Raw genomic sequence first — 18154 nt, 5'->3', positions numbered from 1 at the left:
GGTCGGCACACCGGTGACCAGCAGGCCCGCGGCCGACCCCCGGACGGCCCGCGGCGCATCCGTTCCGACAGCGGTGAGTCCGAGTGCGCAGCCCGGTGCCGGGGTACAGTACGGGGTAGCGAAACGACTGATAGACGAGAGAAGTCGGCGGGTACCGCAACCACGTCGGGCGCATTCCGGGCAGGATCTGGTCACACCACGCGGCGATGAACCGTCGCTGGCCTGAGGCGAGACAGGAGAGGTCGTGGCGACGGGGAAGAAGAGGACGTTGGGTGCCGAAAGGTACCCGGACCCGGACGAGACCGTCGGCGCACGGGCGCGGGACGCCGGTGCCCGCCCCGGTGAGAGGGCCCGGCGGCCACGTCAGGGCAGTAGGGAGCGCGAGGCCGACACCGCTCAGGGCGAGCGCGGGCGGTACGAGCGCGAACGGGCCCGCGAGAACCGCCGGATCAGGCGCGACGCGGCCGGGCCCGACGGCGATCCGCGAGCCCGGCTCAAGCTCCAGACCCAGCGTGCGCAGGTCCGGTTCACCGACCACCTGCGTGCCTCGCGCATCACCGCGCCGGGAGAGTCCGAGCCCTCCCAGCGCCGGAAGCTCAGCGACCTGCACCAGGCCTACGCCTCGATGATGGTGCTCCAGTGCCTGGAGCCGCTCCAGCGCGGATTCAGCGCGGAGAACGTGCTCCGCACCGTGGGCATGGGTACGGCGATGTGGCTGCTCTCGCCCAACTTCCGCGCCCATGTGGGGGACCACGCCGAGCGGATGGGCGCCGCCATCGGTGACCGGCTGGACGTGCGGGCCCGGCGCGAGGCCAAGACCGTCGCCCAGGGCGAGAGGTCCCGGGAGAAGGAAGCCCAGCACCTCGACAGGACCGGTCAGGGCCGCGAAGGTATGCGAGGCCCTTCCGGCTGGCGCCACCGCAGGCGCCTGGAGCGCATCGAACGGATGGAACGCGGTGGCCGCGACCTGTTCACCGAGCACAGCGCGGCACTGACGCACGTGGGCATCGCCCAGAACGCCTACGACGAGATGCGCAGACCCGGCGCTGACGGGGAACTGGTCAAGCAGAACTACGAGAGCGCTCTCAGCGCGCTCTACGGCTACGTCGACGACGACGGCCTGGATCGCGAGGCGGTGGCGCGCAACATGCGCGTCATCGTCGGTCAGCTCGTCGAACGCGACCCCGAGCAGGCGGCGGTGTTCTCCGAACTGGCCCACGGCCGGTTCGGCAGGACCGAGCCGCGGTCGGTCGTCCTGCCCGGCACCGCCCAGGCGGTGACGGCCTGGACCGGTGACTACGTCGACACGGGCAACGGCGAGGTGATCACCGGCGGGACCTTCGCGCTGCGCGAGCCGATGGGCGCCGACGAGCACCGCGCCGCGGTGGCCCGGACCATGTACGGCGAACTCACCTCCGCGAACAGCCCGGCCGAGTTCAGCGAGGTCCTGGAGCAGTACGTCATCGGCTCCGCCACTCGTGAGCACCCCGGATCGGTCGAACTCGCTGAGGGCCCCACGGCACGCGCGCGGCTCAACCGCTCCCGGACGATGTTCGCGTCCATGCGCGGCGACGGGCTCAGCGACCAGGAGCAGAAGCTGGCCTACACGGGCGGGTTCGTCGAGTCCCTGCAGGCCCTGGACCGCACCCACCCGGAGCTGGTGGCGCGGTGGCGTCGGAGCCTGGGGCCCGAATGGGAGCAGCGGATGCGCGACCTGATCGCGGAGTACGACGACTTCGGCGAGCAGGCGGACCGCCACCGCGAGCAGCGTGGCGCGCGGGTCTGGGCCGAACCGGAGCATGCCGCGGGCTCGGAGGAGGCCGTCGTCGTTGACGCCGAGTTCGTCGACGACGAGCCAGGGGACGGTCGGCGGGACCCGGGACCGGACAGGAAAAGCGGGCGAGCAGGGGCCGTAGCCCCGTTCACCGGTTCCGGGGACACCTCGGCGGCGAAACCGGACGTCATCATGCGAAAGGGGGGCGGACCGCGGGGAAAGCAGGAGAGCGGCGGCGCGCCGACAGGGCGGATATCCCCCCGTATCACGATTTCGCCGTCGGCGGACCCGGGGCGGGACAGCGGACCTGAGTTCGGCGGCTGAACAGCCGAACCGCCGAGGGAACAGAAGAGACGACACAGGAGGAGAACACGATGGGTAATGTCGACTGGGAAAGTCTTTTCGGTATCGAGCCGGAGGACCGCAAGCGCTGGGACGAAATGAACGCTGCGGCGGAAAAGCGCATCAAGGAAAGGGGTGGTGTCGAGCACTACGCCAAGGAGGCGGCCGATTCGGGGCTGAACCTGGCGCAGAAGGCGGCCGCAGCACGGATGCAGGCGGCCCAGAACGCGGGGCGGGACGACGCGCGCACGACGCGACCGAGGCGCAGGGTGGTCATCCAGGAGGAGAAGACGGAGTTCCTGGACGACGACCCCCAGTTCGGCTGAGAACCCCACCGGCTCGCCGGGCGGTGTTTTGACCCTCCAACAGGGGCTGGATACACTCGTATACGAGCGAAAACACGGCATTATGCCCTGATCAGCACGGAGGACCGGACATGGCGGCGCCCCAGACACCCACAGGCTCGGAACGCGTGACCAAGCGCATGTACATCGCGTCGGTGGCGCGCCGTGCCGGACTTCCGAAGAGGGTCGTCTCCCAGGTCTACGATGCCGCCATGGCAGAACTCCTGGACGTGGTCAGTCAGGGAAACCGCCTCGTTCTCACCGGTTTCGGCAGTTTTGAGCGGCAATGGCACAAGGGTCACCCGGTGAGGTTCACCAAGGTCGGTGAGACCAGGGTCGACGACTACTCCGTGTTGAAATTCAGTGCCACCCGTCAGACCAACCAGCGCATCGGCGATTCCCAGTGACGATGGAATCGCAGCCGGTCGAGGATGCGGGAGGAAAAAGCCCTCGGAGAACGTAGAATTCGGGGGCTCTTTTCGTACATGCGTCGCTTTCCCGCTTTTCCGTCATCGGTGTCCTCGTCGGTCCTGTGACGGTTGGTCCTGTAGCCCTTGCCGTTCATGGCCCGTTCGGGTTCCGCTCTTGGGGGCGGTCCGGTGCGGATGGTTCCGACCGAGGGCCAGACGGGCGCGGGCTTCGTGCGATGGCCGGGGTGCTTCCTCGCCATGCGGCCGGATGTTCGGAGTCGCGGGAGCCGTCGCACGCGGTGGTGGGATGCGTGTTCGTTCCGACCGCGGCGTGAGGCACCATCGCTTGGTGCGCGGTCGGCACGGGCCCTGCGCCGACCGGACCCCGGGCACGAAGAAGACCTGGGGCCTCTCTCGCTCTCGCGATGTGAGAGGCCCCAGGTCGGAGCGCGGAGGATCGGGGATTTGAACCCCGGATGGGCGTAAACCCAAACCGCATTAGCAGTGCGGCGCCATAGACCTGACTAGGCGAATCCTCCTGGCTGGGACAAGCCTACAGACACCACGGACGGTTGCGCAAAACGAATGCCCCCGCCGCGCCCCGCGGCCGGTGCGGGCGGGGCCGGGAAGGGCGCCGCACCGCTGATGCGGTTGGGAACCGTCCCGGGCGGGTCAGCCGACGGTGCGCTCGATGATGAGGTCGGCGTCCAGGCGCAGCTTGTCCACGGCGCGGGACAGCGTGCTCTTCACCGTGCCGAGCGTCACCCCCATCCGCTCGGCGATCTGCGCCTCGGTGAGGTCGTCGTAGTAGCGCAGCACCACCGTGGTCCGCTGCCGGGAGGGCAGGCGGTCGATGGCGCGCTCCACCACGTCGGCCAGGTCGCTGCGCCAGGTGGGATCGTCCACGCGCTGCTCGGGGATCTCGTCGGTCGGGTAGACGTCCAGCCGGTTGCGCCGCCACTCGGAGATCTGCGTGTTCACCATGGCCCTGCGCACGTAGCCGTCGCGCGCCTTCGGGTTGGCGATCCGGTCCCAGGCGAGGAAGGTCTTGACCAGGGCCGCCTGGAGCAGGTCCTCGGCGTCGGCGTGGCTGCCCGTCAGCGACCGGGCCATCCGGAGCAGGGCCGGTCCGCGCTCGGCCACGTAGTGGCTGAACTCGTCGTACCGGGGCGTCCGGGTCGTCCCTGTCACGCCGACCACCGACCTTCACGGGCGCTGCGTGGGCTTTCGTCGTGTTCCTCCCTTCTAACTCTCACACAGCCAACGTAAACATCCGGGCACGTGTGTCCCACGCGCCGACAAACGGCCCGCCGGAGAACCGCGGGCGTCCGGCCTTCTTCCGTGTCCGAGCGCCGCCCCCGGCGAGTCGCGGCGCCGACGGCCGACAAGCCCGTGGCACTGGCCGGTGCCGTTCGCCGGACCCCACCGCGGGGGCCGGTCCCGCCGGTGGAGGGGAGTGGGGGCGAACGAACGGAAACCCCTGTGGTTTGGGGGATCTTGTGGGTGTTTATGAATCTTTCTAGATTTATGGGTTCTATGCGTAGCTTTGTAACGACAGGCTGTGGTGGGGCGATCCCGAGTCGCCCGATGTGCCAAGCCCGGTGTGCGCGGAATCCGCTCTCTGGTTCCATGGGGTGCCCCACGTGTCGTGGGGGGCCGCGGCACCGAGAACATGTCTGGACAACGGGGACGAAGCGACGAGTCGTACTGGTGAGGGGGCTCAGTCGAGATGTCAGTGACCACCGAGATCGGACGGGACCGCAGAAGGTTCACAGCCGCGGTGCTCGGCGCCGCGAGCGCACCCGAACCCACGCCGCTCGGACACCGCGTCGCGCGCGGCGTGGTCGTCAGCGCCAACGCGCGCATCCTCTGCCTGGCCGTGCCCGGCGGCGAGGAGCACTTCATGTACGACCGCTCCACCGTGTTTTGGCGGGGTGGTGAGGTCGGACCGGGTGAACTCCGCGCCGGTGACGACGCCGTGGTGCTGCGCGTATCCGGCGGCCACCCCATCGCCGCACGCGTGTGGGCCCAGGCCGCCCGCGCCACCGGCGTCATCGTCAGCCGCGACGGCGACACCCTGGAGATCGACCCCGGGCACGGGCGCCCGCGCCAGACCGTCGTCCTGCCCTACCGCACCTCGGGTCGGATCTCCGTCCGCCACCCGCGGCTGGAACCCGGCTACGTCTTCGACGCCGTGGGCGTCTGGGAGGAGGGGGCCGTACGGGCCGTACGCCCCGCCACGACCCAGCCGCCCTACCCGCTGGGCGCCACACCGCACCGGCCGCCCACGCGCCGGCGCCCCACCACTCTGAGCGGCGTCGCCACCTGGTACGACCCGGCGTGGGGCCGCTCATCCCACGTGGACCCGCGCGCCCACGTCGACGGGATCGCCTACCCGGCGCTCGACCCCGTCGGCCACGACGGTCCCTGCGACCGGCGCACCTCCTGCGTTCCGCTGCCGCTGCTGTCCACCGGGGCGACCCTGAGCCTGCGCAACGACTGCACGCACGAGTCCGCGGCGCTTCCCGTGGTCGACTGCGCCGCGGCCGACAGCTGGCTGTGCGACCTGTGCTCCTCCTGCGGAGGCCAGAGCGCGGGACGGCTGGCCTCCCTCACTATGACCGGCTTCGTCGCCCTCGGCGGGCGGCTGGAGGACGGCTGCTTCAACGCGACCGTCACCGTCCATGACGGGGAGGGATGACCGATGCTGCCGGAGATCGTCGATGCGGCCCGCGAGGCGCAGCTACCGCTCCTGGCGGTGCTGCTCCTGGTCGGAGCCGTCGCCAAGACCACCAGGCGGGCGGCCGCCACGGGCCTGGCCGTCCTCGCGCCCGAGCGGCTGCGCCGGGCGTCCACGGTCGGCACCGGCCTGCTGGAGGCCGCGCTGGCGCTCGGCCTGCTCGGGCTGACCGGCCTGCTGGGCGAGACGGTGCGGGCGCTGACCGCGGCCGTGTTCGCCGTCTCGGTCGTGGTCCTGGTGGTGATCCGCAGGCGCGACCCCGAGGCGGGCTGCGGCTGCTTCGGCGGGCTGAGCCAGGCGCCGATCGGCTGGCGGACGCTGACCCGGGCCGGGCTGCTGTCGGCCGCCGCCCTGACCACGCTCGGCCTGGAACCCGCGGGCTGGGAGGTGGTCGCCTCGCCGACCCCGCTGCACGCGGGGGTCCTGGGCGCCGAACTGCTGCTCCTGGCGCTGCTGAGCCCCGAACTGCGCACCGCGGCCGCACACACCCTGCACGAGGAGCCCTGCGCGCTGCGCGAGGTCTCGCTGCGCCGTACCGTGCGGACCCTGCGCGGCAGTGACGTGTGGCGCGTCAACGAACCGGTGATGCTCGGGTCCGAACCCGAGGACGTGTGGCGCCAGGGCTGCTGGAGGTTCCTGCGCTACGACGGCGTGCGGCACGGCCGCCGGGTCGACGTGGTGTACGCGGTCAGGGCCGGGGGCAGGCCCGGCACCGCAGTACGCGCGGCCCTGGTGGACCGCGAGAGCGGAGCGGTGGTGGCCTCCTTCGGCGCGGTCACCCGCATCGAGCTGATCGGCCCGCCGCGCAAGCTCCTCCACCCGGGGGAGGCCTCCAGGCGGGACGCGTGGCGGCACGACGAGGCCAGGGCCGAGCTGAGCCTCCGGGCCGCCCGGGAGCGCTCCGCCGTGTGGGACCTCGTCGCGGACGGTCCCGACGGGAGCGCCCAGGACGAAGGCGTTCGGGAGAGCGGGGTCCAGGGCGAACGCGTTCCGGGACAGCGCGGTCCGAGCGGGCGTGAGGAGGTCGGCCGGGACGCGGCGCGGCAGGGCGCCGCGGAGCGGGACACCGGCGGAACGGACCGGGACGGGCGCGAACCGACCCCGGCCGGATGAGGGCGCTCCGGCGGGCTCCGGTCTCCGGGTCCGCCGGCGGTGCCGCCGCGCATCCGGCCCGGACGTGACCCCGGCCCCTGGCCCGGACCGGTCCCGGCCCGGGAACCGCTCCGGTGGTCAGCGGTCGGCTTCCGGGCCGAGCATCTGCCGCTGCCGCTCCACGGCGGCCTCGCTGAACTCCACGAGCATCGTCTCGTAGTCCTCCAGCTCACCGTCCCCGAGGACGGACGTGCTGCCGACGAGGTCGCCGTTGCGGTACATGAGGCTGACCATGCGGCTCCTGTCGTCCCCGGACTCCACCTCGACGGCGAAGGCCCGCGACTCATCACCGATCCGCGGCACGTCCTCCAGGTCTCTGACGCTGTACTCGGTCGAGGTTCCGTCCTCGTGGGCGGCGGTGTATTCGGCGCAGCTCCGCGGCGGCGTGCTGGACAGCGCCTCCGCGGCCGTGGCCTCGTCCAGACGCACCAGCATGTGCGTGACCGCGCCCTCGGGCCACTCGTAGGCCGCCACGGAGGCGGGGGAGTCGCGCACCCCGTCCAGAGCGGCCCACTGGTTGGCGGCGTCCAGGCACTCGGGCTTGTCGAGTTCGGCGGCGGCCCGCACCTGTTCGCTGTAGCGCACTGTGGCAAGCTCGGAGTAGGTGCCGCGCTCGCTGCTCTCGGCCACGAAGGTGGCGTCGCGGACGTGCAGGGGCTGTGCCTCGTGCAGTGCCTCCGCGGCCTCGGCGCCGGGGTCGGCGGCCTGCCCGGCGGTGCCGCCACCGCACGCGCTCAGCAGGACCGCGACGGGCACGGCCACGGGAAGGGCCCATGACCGGACGGATCCTCGCCTCTCGCGCGGCCCGGGGAGCTGACCAGCGTCGTTCCGTGCCGAGTTCGTGGGGCAAGGACGCAAGTGCATGGTGATATCTCCTCGTTTGTGCGATATTTCCGCTGGGAGCGGTGACCGACCCGGACGCGATGTCGCTGAGCGTGTCGCGGGGTTAGCACAAAGTATTGAGGAAGGACAACGGTGTCGGAGTCGAAATCGCCATATCTGCGGTCGGTGCTGGAGAGCATCCCGCCCTACAAGCCGGGCAAGAAGGTCGTCGGCCCCGACGGGCGTTCGGTCAAGCTGTCCTCCAACGAGAGCCCCTACGGGCCGCTCCCGTCGGTGCGTGAGGCCATCTCCGCGGCCGCGGCCGAACTCAACCGCTACCCGGACCCGGGCGCCGCCGAGCTCACCTCCGCGCTCGCCCGCCGCCTCGACGTCCCCGAGGAGCACCTCGCCCTGGGCGCCGGTTCGGTGGGCCTGCTCCAGCAGCTGCTCGAAGCCGTCGGAGAGCCCGGCGCCGAGGTCGTCTACGCCTGGCGCTCCTTCGAGGCCTACCCGCTGCTCGCCGAGCTGGCGGGGGTCACCTCGGTGCGGGTCCCGCTCCGGGACGAGACGCACGACCTCGACGCGATCGCCGACGCGGTCACCGAGAACACCCGCATGGTGCTCGTGTGCAACCCCAACAACCCCACCGGCACCACCGTGCGCGAGGAGGAACTGGTCGCCTTCCTGGACCGGATCCCCGAGAGCGTCCTGGTGGTCCTGGACGAGGCCTACCGCGAGTACGTGCGCGACCCGCGGGTGCCCGACGGCGTCTCCCTGTACCGCGACCGGCCCAACGTCGCCGTGCTGCGCACCTTCTCCAAGGCCTACGGGCTCGCCGCCGTGCGCCTGGGCTTCCTCGTGGGGCACCCCCCGGTGACCGCCGCGGTCCGCAAGACCCTCGTCCCGTTCGCGGTGAACCACCTCGCCCAGGCCGCCGGGATCGCCTCCCTCGCCGCCGAGGGCGAGCTGCTGGAGCGCGTGGCGGCCACCGTCGAGGAACGCGGGCGGGTGCGCGACGCGCTCATCGCCTCCGGGTGGACGGTTCCGCCGACCGAGGCCAACTTCGTGTGGCTGCGGGCGGACGAGGACACGCTCGACTTCGCCGAGGCGTGCGCGCGGGAGGGCGTCTCCGTGCGCCCGTTCGCGGGGGAGGGCGCCCGGGTGAGCCTGGGCACCCCCGAGGAGAACGACGCGTTCCTGGCCGTGGCCACCTCCTACGGCAAGCGCCGTTAGCCCGGCCGTGCCGGTTCCCCGCGCTGTTCACAGGGCGGGGAACCGGCTGGTGAACCCTGTGGCTCCTGAGGCGGTCGGGCTTGCGGAGACGCTGGAACTCCGTGTGCCGCCGGAGCGGGTCGCCGAGGCGGTCCGCTCGGTCAGCGCGCGCGTCGTCGCCCTGGACACCCGGTACGGCGCCCGCGACACCGTGGACGCCGCGGCGCGCGCCGCCGCCCGCGCCCGAGGCGCGGTCCGCACGCGTTTTCCCGACTCGGCGGACGTGCTCGCCGCGACCGCCGAACTGCACCAGGTCACCGGCTGGGTGGCCTTCGACGCCGAACGCCAGCGCCTGTCCCGGCGGATGACCCTGACGGCGCTGGACGTCGCGGGCGGGGCGGGCGACCGCTCCATGGAGTACTTCGCGCTCAGCCAGCTGGCGATGCAGGACGTCCACCTGTGGCGGCCGGCCGAGGCCCGGCGGGTGTGCGAGGCGGCGTTGGCGGCGGGACCGGCGGGGAGCGTGCGCACCCTGTTCACCCTGAGGCTGGCGCGTGCCACGGCCCAGGAGGGCGAGCGAACTCGGGCGCGGAAGCTGATCGGGGAGACCCTCAGCCGCTACCTGGAGGGGCCGCGCCGGGGCGATCCGGCGTGGACGTGGTGGCTGACCGAGGCGGAGATCGCCTGGCACCGGGCCATGGCCGACGCCGACGCCGGGGCGTGGGGTGCGGCCGTCGAGGCCTTCGACCGGGTGGCGGAGCTGATCGGGGCGGGCGGACGGGCCGCGGGGACGGGCGGGAGCGGACGGTTCCTGTTCCACGCCGCGGTGAGTCGGCTGTGGGCGCTGGCCCGTGTCCGGTCGTGGGAGGAGGCGGAGACCGTGCTGGTGCGCGACGTGCTGCCCGATCTGGGGAGCGTGGCGTCGGTGCGCTGTGAGCGGCGGCTCGCCGAGGCCGTCCGGCTGCTCGACACGGCGCGGGACCGCCCCTCCCTGCGGGACACCGCGCGGTGGTGCGCGGAAAGGTCCGGCGCGGGGGTCCCGGAGGCCCCGGTGTAGGCCCTCGGGGCCGTGCGTCCGTGCCTCCGCGCGTCTGTGCCTCGGCGCGGTCGAAGGTTGTCCACAGGCTGTGGACGGGGCCGCGCGCCTTCCCGGCCGAGGCCCAGGGGCAGGCGGCGGGGCCCGCGAGGCGCTCGGCCCGCGGGCGGCCCGGGAGCTGTGCGGCGTCCGGCCGGAGCGCGCCGGTGACCCGTGCGGCCGACCGCGGCGGGCCGGGGTTCACCAGTCGGCGGCGGCCACGACCCGGGCGGCGACCTCCTCGACGGTGCGGCCGTCCGTCGCCACGCGCACGGTTCCCGCCGGCGCCTCGGCGTCCAGGCGCGCTGCCGCCCTCAGGCTGCGTTCGACGTGGGGGAGCAGCTGTGAGCCGGTCTCGCGCACCGCCAGGCGTGCGCGCACGGTGGCCTCGCCCGCGGTGAGCAGGATCCGGGTCACCACGATGTCCCCGCCGCCCATGGCGCGGCGGAGCATGTCCTCCTCCAGCACGCTGACGGTGTTGGTGTAGACGAGGCGGCGGTGGCCGAGCGCCGCGTAGTTGGCCCAGACCGCCGCGACGTTGCGTTCGGTGATCCCGCCCCGGTGGGGGTCGCCGGGCGGGGCCGGGTGCACCTGGTCCATGTAGTCGCCCTCCAGGACGCAGTGGGCGGTTCCGCGCCGCTGGAGGATGACGGAGACCTCCCAGCCGACCGTGGTCTTGCCGGTCCCCGAGCCGCCGCCGATGAGGAGGAGGCGCTGGCGCCCGGTTCCGGTGTCGCCGTTGTCGTCGCCGCCTCCGTTGCCCGGAGGGCTGCCGCCGCCGTCGTGGTCCTCGTGGTCGTTCATGCGCGCAAGCCTGTCAGGCGGGCGGTCGCGGGTCACCTGAATTGTCCACAGCCTGTGGACGGTGGCTGGCTCGGGGAGGCTTGGTCCAGGAACCGACGGACGTGTGCGAGCAACGCGCGGTTCTCCTCCAGCCACCCCTCCGGGACGTCGATCGGCAGCCGCACGGAGACCTGGGTTGACGGCGAGTCGCGGACGGTCACCTCCACCGGGTCGTCGGGAACGATGTCCAGCCACGCGGTGCGGCCTCCGGACGGCCACTCGGCTCTCTCCTCTGCGGCGAGGGCGTTGAGACAGCGCTCCCAGGCGTCCAGGTCTCCGGGTGAGACGACCAGGCCCACCCGCCCGCTGACGAAGTCACTCTCCACGACGATCTCCGCCTCGTGGTGCCGGCCACCGCTGGGCGTCACGGGCGTACCGAGCACTCTGACACTGACACTCTGCCACCGGTCAGCGATGCGGAGGAGTGGAAGCGGCCGCACGTCGTCGGTCATCGGTCCTCGCAAGCGGGTCGAAGGGTTGAGACGCCGTCGGTTCGCCCATGTGCCGGACCCGTGAGGTCTGCTGGTGGACATGGACATGGACATGGACATGGACATGGCCGTGGGCGTGGTCATGGGAGCCACGGTTTCTCATGGTGGCCGGAACCCGTGGGTCCCATCGCACCGCGTTGGAGGCGGCGGTCCTCACAGCCTGTGGACGGTGGCTGGTGGGGGCGGGTGGGGCGGGGTTAGCCTCGATTCGGGGGCGCCGCGGTCCGCCGTGGCCGCCGTGCGGCGCCCCCGTGTTCCAGGGTCCCAACGAGCCCGTCCGGCGGGCAACCGGCTTCCACAGCCTGTGGACGGCCGCGCGCCACCTCCCGCCCGCCTCCACCGTCCGCGCCCGCCGCCCCGCGCAGACTCAGCCGACCTCCATGGTTCGCGCCCGCCGCCCCGCGCACGCTCACACGCCCCTCACGCGGCTCCACAGCCGCGCACACGGACGGGGCGCCCCCTGGCCGGGAGGCGCCCCCGTCCGACGCTTTCACGCCTCTCACAGGCGTTCTGAGGGCGAGCTTCGCCGGTTCCAGGACCTTCATCCACTCGCGCGGCCGAAAGCCACGTACACGGGCGGGGAAGCGACAGGGCTGTCGACAACCCGGGGAAGGTGCTGACGGGACCGAGGGATCGATGGTCTCAGCATCCGAGGGACTCAAGAGCAGCTTCCACATCCCGGACGAACGCTCGCCAGGATGGAAGCGTCGTGATAGGGCCATCCGAGTCCAGACGCTGGAGGAGTTGCCGCCGGTTCTCCGAGAACCGGCGGTTGAACCGTTCGAGTTTTCTTCCCGTCAGCTCCGAGGCCGTGGCCAGCGCCCGCTTCAGTTCGGCCTTCGGATCGTTGACCGACTCCATCTGCTTCAAGGACGGCAACCCGAGCCTGCAACGTCCGTTGGGGTTCCCGGCAACCCTGCGGATCGCGCTCTCGTCCACCAGAAGCCACGCCTCCGTCATACGCACCGGGATGATGGGTACGTGGACGACCTGCGGCATGTGCTCACGCACCGCGGTCTCGATTTCGCTCATACGGGCCTGACGGCCCATACCGTCCGCGTCGCGATGAACAGCGACGAGTTCGTACTCGCCACCGAGAGCCCTGACCGTACCGAGCTTGTCCGGTAGCGCATGACCCACCTTTCCCAGCCGGTCCAGCTCCGGATTGGTGATGCTCACCTCTACACCGCGATCGGCAGCGATGGTCTCGATGTGATCAGCTATGCCGTCATCGCTGGACCCCTCGCCCAGGAAAAGGATACGGATGGTCACATCCCCTCCAGAGTCAACTGGGCGCCGGGCGGGGCAGTGAGGTAGGGGAGGATGTCCGGTCGTGTGACGGACACGTTGCCCGGAGTCCTGGCTCGCCAACTTCCCGTGATGGGGCGCAGTCTGAGGGCGTGGGTCATCTGCCCGTCGGCGCGCTTGCGCCGGACGCTGTCGGCGAAGAGGAGGTCAGCGGGGTCGACGACCTGGACGACTCCGGGCGAGTGCGTGTTGACGAGCACCTGCCTGAAGGGGTTGTCCTCTCCCGGTTCCTGGAAGGGGTCGACAGCGAGATCCCTGACGAGGTCCACCATCGCGGGCAGATTTCCGGGATGGATACCGTTCTCCGGTTCCTCCATGCACAGCAGCCCTTGTACGGAGGGGTCCTCCAGGAGGACACACAGCGCCAGAAACCGCAGTGTCCCCTCGGAGAGGCTGCGTGCGGGGATCCGCAGACCGTTGGCCTCCTGCAACTCGACGGCCAGGAGCTGACGTACCTCGTCCTCGACAACGCGCAGCTCGTCCACGGAGACCCCTACGAGGTCGGCCAACCTGCTGGACACCCGTGCGAAAACGCGGTCGGCATCGCCGTGCGACTCCTGCTGCGAGATGCGAAAGAGCGTTCCCGGCAGATGGAGCCCGTTCGCCCCCATCGTCTGTGGGTCCGTGTACCTGTCCGCGGTGCGCAAGGCTGTCGGTTCCAACGCCAGGCGCTTCCAGGACTGCATCTCCCTGCGCGCCGCGAGGATCGTGGGATCGTCGCTACTCGTCACCGTGCTCACCACTGTCGCCGGTGCCCTGGACGCCGCGGCGGGCTTGGGCTGACCTCGACTCCCGCCATCCTGATGGATGCTGATGATGGGCTGGTCGTCCTGGTATGTCGTGGAGATGAAGGCCTGACCGCTGCGCTTGTTCTTGAGGACGGAGTCCCGAAAGTCCTTTTTGCTGTGGGGGAAACGCAGGCGACGGGGCGCCTCGTTGAGGTTGATGTGCTTCAACCGCTCTCCGAGGAGGGTCAGACGCCCGACCTTGTCGGCCCCGGACGGAGGAAGGAACCCCAGCTCCAGTTCATAGCGCAGGTAGGTGCTCGTCGCGCTGGCCTCACGGCCGAAGTCGTCTTCGACGCGCTCGGGGACGAGCATCTCCGCTGCGAAGTGCATGCGTCGGTCATGGGAGCCGAAACCGTTCCAGAACAGCTCACGGGGGTCGCCCGAGCGTTCACGGTCAGTGCCCCGTACTTCGGACGCGGCCTCGATCAGTGAACGGCTGGACAGCAGACTGAGGAACTGGATCGCGTCGAACACGTTCGACTTGCCCGTACCGTTCTCGCCGGCGATACACGTGAACGGGCCGAAGTCCACCTCGAGGTTCAGCAGGTTCTTGAACCCGTCGACCTCCAGCCGTGTGAGCACCGCACTCCCCGTTCGATGACCCTGCGGCCCGCGTTCGACGGGCCGGACGTACGAGGACCGGGGGAGGGCGAGAAGCCCAACCCCGGTCCACGGACATCGCGGCTACTTACCCGCGGCGTCCTTGTCGAGCTTCTCCACGATCAGCCGGTACAGCTGGCGGGGACGGCCCGGCTGGAGGGTCCGGTTGGGCGGCAGCGGCCACGCCAGCCCCTCCTCCACCAGGGTCCGCAGCAGCCGACGCGCGGTCCGGGAGGTGACACCGAGCATCCGCCCGGCGTTCTCCGCGTCGACCACCAGCGGCCCGTCCTCCTCGGCGATCTTCTCCGAAAGCCGAATCAGCGTCTCGCGTCCCTTGGTCCGCAGCGGTTCGGAGGACTGCCGTGCGGGCGCGCGCTGGGCGGGCACCAGGGAACGGCCCTCGCGGTCCACCGCGAAGCTCTGCCGCGACGCCTGGGCGCGGTTCAGCGCGGCCCGGGCGTGGGCCTCGGCGTCCTGGGTGGTCCGCCCCATGCCGATGCCGACCTCGATCGCGATCCCCAGTTCCGCCTTGATCCGCTCCACGAACGGCGGCTGCCGGAAACCCTCGGTCGCGGTCACGAGCGACCCGCGAGTCGCCGTCACCATGAACGAATGGTCGTCCAGCCGGTGCGCCGTGGCGTTGATCCGGTGGGCCTCCTGGAGCAGCAGCCGGTGCAGGGACAGCCGCAGCTCCTCCCGCCAGTACCGGGGCGTCGAACGCCGAGTCGAGTCCCGCAGGGTGGGCACGTCCACCACCACCACGCCCAGCTGGGCCTCCTCCAGGCGGTGGTGCGCCCCCAGCAGACCCGCGGTCTGCAGGGCGCTGCGCACACCCGCGTTGGTGGGCCGCAGCCGGACCACCGGCACGCCGATGGCCTCCAGGCGCTCGGCGACCCCGCGCACGCAGGTGATGGCCATCTTGGTGGCCTTGCGGCGCCACAGCCCCTCGTGGAAGGACGTGAGCTGCGCGGTGTTGGTGAGCTCCTCGTGCACGTGGATCCCGTCCACGGGCAGGTCGACCTCGGAGTAGGCCTCCACCACGTCGGCGCGGCTGAGCACGTCCAGACTGGCTCTGGTCGGGTCGTAGCGCTCGTCCAGGGTCGCTCGGAGCAGGGCCTCGTGCAGGCTCGCCCCGCCGAGAGGCACGAAGGTGGCGGGCATCGTCAGCACACCGGCCTTGCGCGCGAACTCGTAGGGGACAGGGCTGGCGAACAGGTACGCGTCGATCGCCGAACCCAGCCTGACGACCTTGTCCGTCGCCTCTTGCTCATCTCGGTACGCGGCGGCGATGAGTCTGGCGTTGAGGGGCCCCGTGGACCCCGGACCCATGAGCATGACCCGTTCGACCACCTCATGGGGTCCTATGACGCCGATCGTCAAATCGCCAGTACGCTGGGCACTCACCTCGGGTTGCTCCCCGCTACCATTCCACGCTCTTCACTATGTGCGCCCACTGGTTTCCCGACCCGATCTCTGTCACGGCATGATTGCCGAGATCGTACCCATTGTGCGGGGCCAAAGAAGATCGTTTTCCATATCAACGCCGAAAGCCCGGGTGGGAGACGGGCTCCCACCCCGGCTTGAACTGCGCTTTCGGCTCCCTACGAGACGACGACGCGCTCCACGTCAGCGCCTAGCGCAGCGAGCCGGGTCGCGAACTGAGCGTGACCGCGGTCCACCAGATAGCCGGGCGCCACGATTGTCTCACCTTCGGCGACCAGTCCGGCGAGGACCAGGGCCGCACCGGTGCGCAGGTCGTGGGCGATGACCTCGGTGCCGCGCAGGTTGGTGGTGCCGTGCACGATCGCGCGGGTGCCCTCGACCTCGATCTTGGCGCCCATCTTGGTGAGCTCGTCGGCCAGGGCGAACCGGCCGTCGTAGATGGCCTCGTGGATGTAGCTCTCACCCTCGGCCAGGGTGGCCAGGGCCATCAGCGGCGACTGGAGGTCGGTGGCGAAGCCCGGGAAGGGCGAGGTCACGGCGTTGATCGGCCGCAGCGGCACCGACGGGTCCCGGTGGACGTGCAGGACGGCGCCCTCCTGGGAGAAGCCCACGCCCATCTGCTCCATTTTCCAGCGGGCCACGCCCAGGTGGTCCAGCTGGGCGCCCACGAGGCTGACGTCACCGCCGGTGGCGGCGACGGTCATCGCGAACACGCCCGCGTCGATGCGGTCGGACATGATGGTGTGCTCGACCGCGGTGAGTTCCTCGACACCCTCGACGGTGATGAAGCCGGTGCCGCCGCCGCTGATCTTGGCGCCCATGGCGCTCAGGAAGTTGATGACGTCGATGACCTCGGGCTCCAGGGCCGCGTGCTCGATCACGGTGGTGCCCGGAGCCAGCACCGCGGCCATGATGAGGTTCTCGGTGCCCGTGTGGGACGGAGTGTCCAGGTACAGGCGGCCGCCGCGGAGGTTGCTGGCCTCGACGTTGATGTGGTTGCGCTCGGGGTCCTCGGTGACCTCGGCGCCCAGGCGCGCGAAGCCCCGGTAGTGGAAGTCCAGGTTGCGGCTGCCCAGGTTGCATCCGCCGACGCCCTCGATGCGGGCGCGGCCGGTGCGGTGCATCAGCGCCGGGACGAAGAGCACGGAGCCGCGGAAACGGGCCGCGATCTCGGCGGGCAGGACGGCCCGCTCGGGGTCGTTGAGGTTGGACGCGTCGATGACGACGGTGCGCTCGGCCTCGTGGAACTCGACCTTGGCACCCACGTGCTCGGCGAGCTCCAGAGCTCGGTAGACGTCCTCGATGACCGGGACGTTCCGCAGCACCGTACGGCCCCTGGCCGCGAGGAGGGCGGCCCCGATCATCGGCAGGACGGCGTTCTTCGCGCCTTGGATGAACGCCGTTCCACTGAGGGGGCGTCCGCCGCGGACGCGGTAACGAACCTCCTGGCCCATGCTCATGTGCTCCTTTGTGAGGCAGATGTGGAAAAAAGGTCACCCTCGTCGGGCTTCGCCTGTGTGCGTATGAGACGCGGGTTTCCCCTGGAACGTTGCGACATCATGCGTGTGACCTGCGCGGCCAGTGAACCGGTGTTCGCGAGAACTCTATAGCACCCGTTCGCATGTACCGGTCCAGGACGTGGTATACCCGCAGATCGGGGGATGGAGTCCCGCCAAACGGCCAAAGAGGTATTCCGCCAACGGGAAAGACCGGGGATGCCGTGCGTATGGTTGTTCGCCCGCCTCCGGTGACCCGCACAACGTCACCACCATACGTGCTCCTGGACGCGAATCGGCGGTCGCGTGCGTCGAATCACCCCCGCGCGGTGCCTCACAGAGCGGGCTTCGTCCCGGTCAGGCGCTCGTAGATCTCCACGTAACGGTCAAGAGTGCGCTGTACCACGTGTTCGGGCAGCTCCGGCGGCGGCGTCTCCGAGGCGCGGTCCCACCCGGACTCCGGCGAGCGCAGCCAGTCCCGCAGGACCTGCTTGTCGAAGGAGGTCTGCGGCCCGCCCGGCGCCCACGTGTCGGCGGGCCAGTAGCGGGAGGAGTCGGGGGTGAACACCTCGTCGGCCAGCACCAGGTTCCCCGACGCGTCGCGCCCGTACTCGAACTTGGTGTCGGCGAGGATGATGCCGCGCTCGCGCGCCAGCTCCCGGCCGCGTCCGTACACGCGCAGGGTGAGGTCGCGCAGCTCGGCGGCCAGTTCGTCCCCGTGCGCGGCGGCGACGGCCCCGAAGGAGACGTTCTCGTCGTGGTCGCCCACCTCGGCCTTGGTCGCCGGGGTGAAGATCGGCTCGGGCAGCTCGGAGCCGTCGACCAGCCCGTCGGGCAGCGCGATCCCGCACACGGTGCCGTCCGCCCGGTACTCCTCCAGGCCGGAACCGGTCAGGTAGCCGCGCGCCACGCACTCCACCGGCACCATGTCCAGCCTGCGGCACACCAGGGTCCTGCCCGCCCAGTCGGCGGGGGCGCCCTCCGGGAGGACGTCGGACACGACGTGGTTGGGGACCAGGCCGCCCAGCCGCTCGAACCACCACAGGGACAGCTGGGTGAGCAGCCGCCCCTTGCCGGGGATCTCGGTGGGCAGCACCCAGTCGTAGGCCGACACGCGGTCGCTGGCGACCATCACCAGCGACCCGTCGGCCGCGGCGTACAGCTCGCGCACCTTGCCGGTGTGCAGGTGGGTGAGCCCTTCGACCCGGACGGGTTCGGGCCTGACGACGAAACCGCTCATGGCTTCCCCTCTCCTACGCACCGGCCGCCGGGCGGCGCCGGGCGGGTTGTCCACAGGTTCGGGAAGGGGCTGTG

Annotated in this window: 16 protein-coding genes and 1 tRNA gene; 7 read left to right on the top strand and 10 right to left on the bottom strand. The window is 71.1% G+C overall.

The genetic code is table 11. From position 1 onward, the window contains the following. Window positions 1-268 precede the first annotated feature (268 nt). The 3 genes from ACSTA4_RS28630 (at window position 269) to ACSTA4_RS28620 (ending at window position 2867) form a co-directional block, all read left to right on the top strand. The gene (locus ACSTA4_RS28630; protein WP_444961779.1) at window positions 269-2098 is read left to right on the top strand and encodes a hypothetical protein; all 1830 of its coding nucleotides are present in this window, start codon (window positions 269-271) and stop codon (window positions 2096-2098) included. A 50-nt stretch (window positions 2099-2148) separates the two neighbouring features. After that, window positions 2149-2442, top strand: coding sequence for a hypothetical protein (locus tag ACSTA4_RS28625; protein WP_444961778.1), 294 nt, complete (start codon window positions 2149-2151; stop codon window positions 2440-2442). Window positions 2443-2588: 146 nt separating this feature from the next. Then, window positions 2589-2867: an HU family DNA-binding protein gene (locus ACSTA4_RS28620; protein ID WP_248772512.1), complete on the top strand. Its 279-nt coding sequence runs from the start codon at window positions 2589-2591 to the stop codon at window positions 2865-2867. A 453-nt stretch (window positions 2868-3320) separates the two neighbouring features. Here the strand turns inward: ACSTA4_RS28620 and ACSTA4_RS28615 are convergent. After that, window positions 3321-3409, bottom strand: a tRNA-Ser gene (locus ACSTA4_RS28615). A 133-nt stretch (window positions 3410-3542) separates the two neighbouring features. Beyond that, on the bottom strand, window positions 3543-4070 hold the full coding sequence (locus ACSTA4_RS28610) for a SigE family RNA polymerase sigma factor (RefSeq protein WP_444961777.1): 528 nt from the start codon (window positions 4068-4070) through the stop codon (window positions 3543-3545). A 529-nt stretch (window positions 4071-4599) separates the two neighbouring features. Between ACSTA4_RS28610 and ACSTA4_RS28605 the strand changes: the two genes are divergently transcribed. Continuing rightward, a complete protein-coding gene (locus ACSTA4_RS28605; RefSeq protein ID WP_444961776.1) occupies window positions 4600-5571 on the top strand; it encodes a hypothetical protein in 972 nt (323 codons plus the stop codon). A 3-nt stretch (window positions 5572-5574) separates the two neighbouring features. After that, window positions 5575-6723, top strand: coding sequence for a MauE/DoxX family redox-associated membrane protein (locus ACSTA4_RS28600; RefSeq protein ID WP_444961775.1), 1149 nt, complete (start codon window positions 5575-5577; stop codon window positions 6721-6723). Between the two features lie 117 nt (window positions 6724-6840). Here ACSTA4_RS28600 and ACSTA4_RS28595 read toward each other — a convergent pair whose 3' ends face one another. Further along, window positions 6841-7524 carry a hypothetical protein gene (locus tag ACSTA4_RS28595; protein WP_444961774.1) on the bottom strand — a complete coding sequence of 228 codons (684 nt, stop codon included), beginning with the start codon at window positions 7522-7524 and terminating at the stop codon, window positions 6841-6843. 213 nt (window positions 7525-7737) lie between these two features. On the opposite strand from ACSTA4_RS28595, the gene hisC reads away from it, so the two are divergent. After that, on the top strand, window positions 7738-8817 hold the full coding sequence (hisC, locus tag ACSTA4_RS28590; RefSeq protein WP_444961773.1) for a histidinol-phosphate transaminase: 1080 nt from the start codon (window positions 7738-7740) through the stop codon (window positions 8815-8817). A 49-nt stretch (window positions 8818-8866) separates the two neighbouring features. After that, window positions 8867-9853 carry a DNA-binding protein gene (locus tag ACSTA4_RS28585; protein ID WP_444961772.1) on the top strand — a complete coding sequence of 329 codons (987 nt, stop codon included), beginning with the start codon at window positions 8867-8869 and terminating at the stop codon, window positions 9851-9853. 219 nt (window positions 9854-10072) lie between these two features. On the opposite strand, the gene ACSTA4_RS28580 is transcribed toward ACSTA4_RS28585, so the two are convergent. The 7 genes from ACSTA4_RS28580 to ACSTA4_RS28550 all read right to left on the bottom strand — a co-directional run bounded on the left by ACSTA4_RS28580 (window position 10073) and on the right by ACSTA4_RS28550 (window position 18080). Beyond that, entirely contained in the window at window positions 10073-10675 is a 603-nt protein-coding gene (locus tag ACSTA4_RS28580; RefSeq protein WP_444961771.1) for a hypothetical protein, read from the bottom strand. Between the two features lie 32 nt (window positions 10676-10707). Next, window positions 10708-11166: a DUF5959 family protein gene (locus ACSTA4_RS28575; RefSeq protein ID WP_444961770.1), complete on the bottom strand. Its 459-nt coding sequence runs from the start codon at window positions 11164-11166 to the stop codon at window positions 10708-10710. Between the two features lie 681 nt (window positions 11167-11847). Further along, on the bottom strand, window positions 11848-12477 hold the full coding sequence (locus tag ACSTA4_RS28570; RefSeq protein WP_444961769.1) for a hypothetical protein: 630 nt from the start codon (window positions 12475-12477) through the stop codon (window positions 11848-11850). Beyond that, entirely contained in the window at window positions 12474-13883 is a 1410-nt protein-coding gene (locus ACSTA4_RS28565) for an AAA family ATPase (protein ID WP_444961768.1), read from the bottom strand. Before ACSTA4_RS28565 ends, ACSTA4_RS28570 begins: the two co-directional genes overlap by 4 nt. A 102-nt stretch (window positions 13884-13985) precedes the next feature. Beyond that, window positions 13986-15251 carry a hypothetical protein gene (locus ACSTA4_RS28560; RefSeq protein WP_013155632.1) on the bottom strand — a complete coding sequence of 422 codons (1266 nt, stop codon included), beginning with the start codon at window positions 15249-15251 and terminating at the stop codon, window positions 13986-13988. A 251-nt stretch (window positions 15252-15502) separates the two neighbouring features. Further along, window positions 15503-16798 (bottom strand): UDP-N-acetylglucosamine 1-carboxyvinyltransferase, encoded by a 1296-nt coding sequence (gene murA / locus ACSTA4_RS28555; RefSeq protein WP_444964300.1) that lies wholly within the window; start codon window positions 16796-16798, stop codon window positions 15503-15505. A 376-nt stretch (window positions 16799-17174) separates the two neighbouring features. Further along, window positions 17175-18080: a phosphoribosylaminoimidazolesuccinocarboxamide synthase gene (locus tag ACSTA4_RS28550; protein WP_444961767.1), complete on the bottom strand. Its 906-nt coding sequence runs from the start codon at window positions 18078-18080 to the stop codon at window positions 17175-17177. Window positions 18081-18154: the final 74 nt, after the last annotated feature.

It is taken from the genome of Nocardiopsis sp. M1B1 (assembly GCF_052466615.1).
Note: the sequence above shows the minus strand (reverse complement) of the source record. Positions and strands in the feature narration are given on the sequence as shown.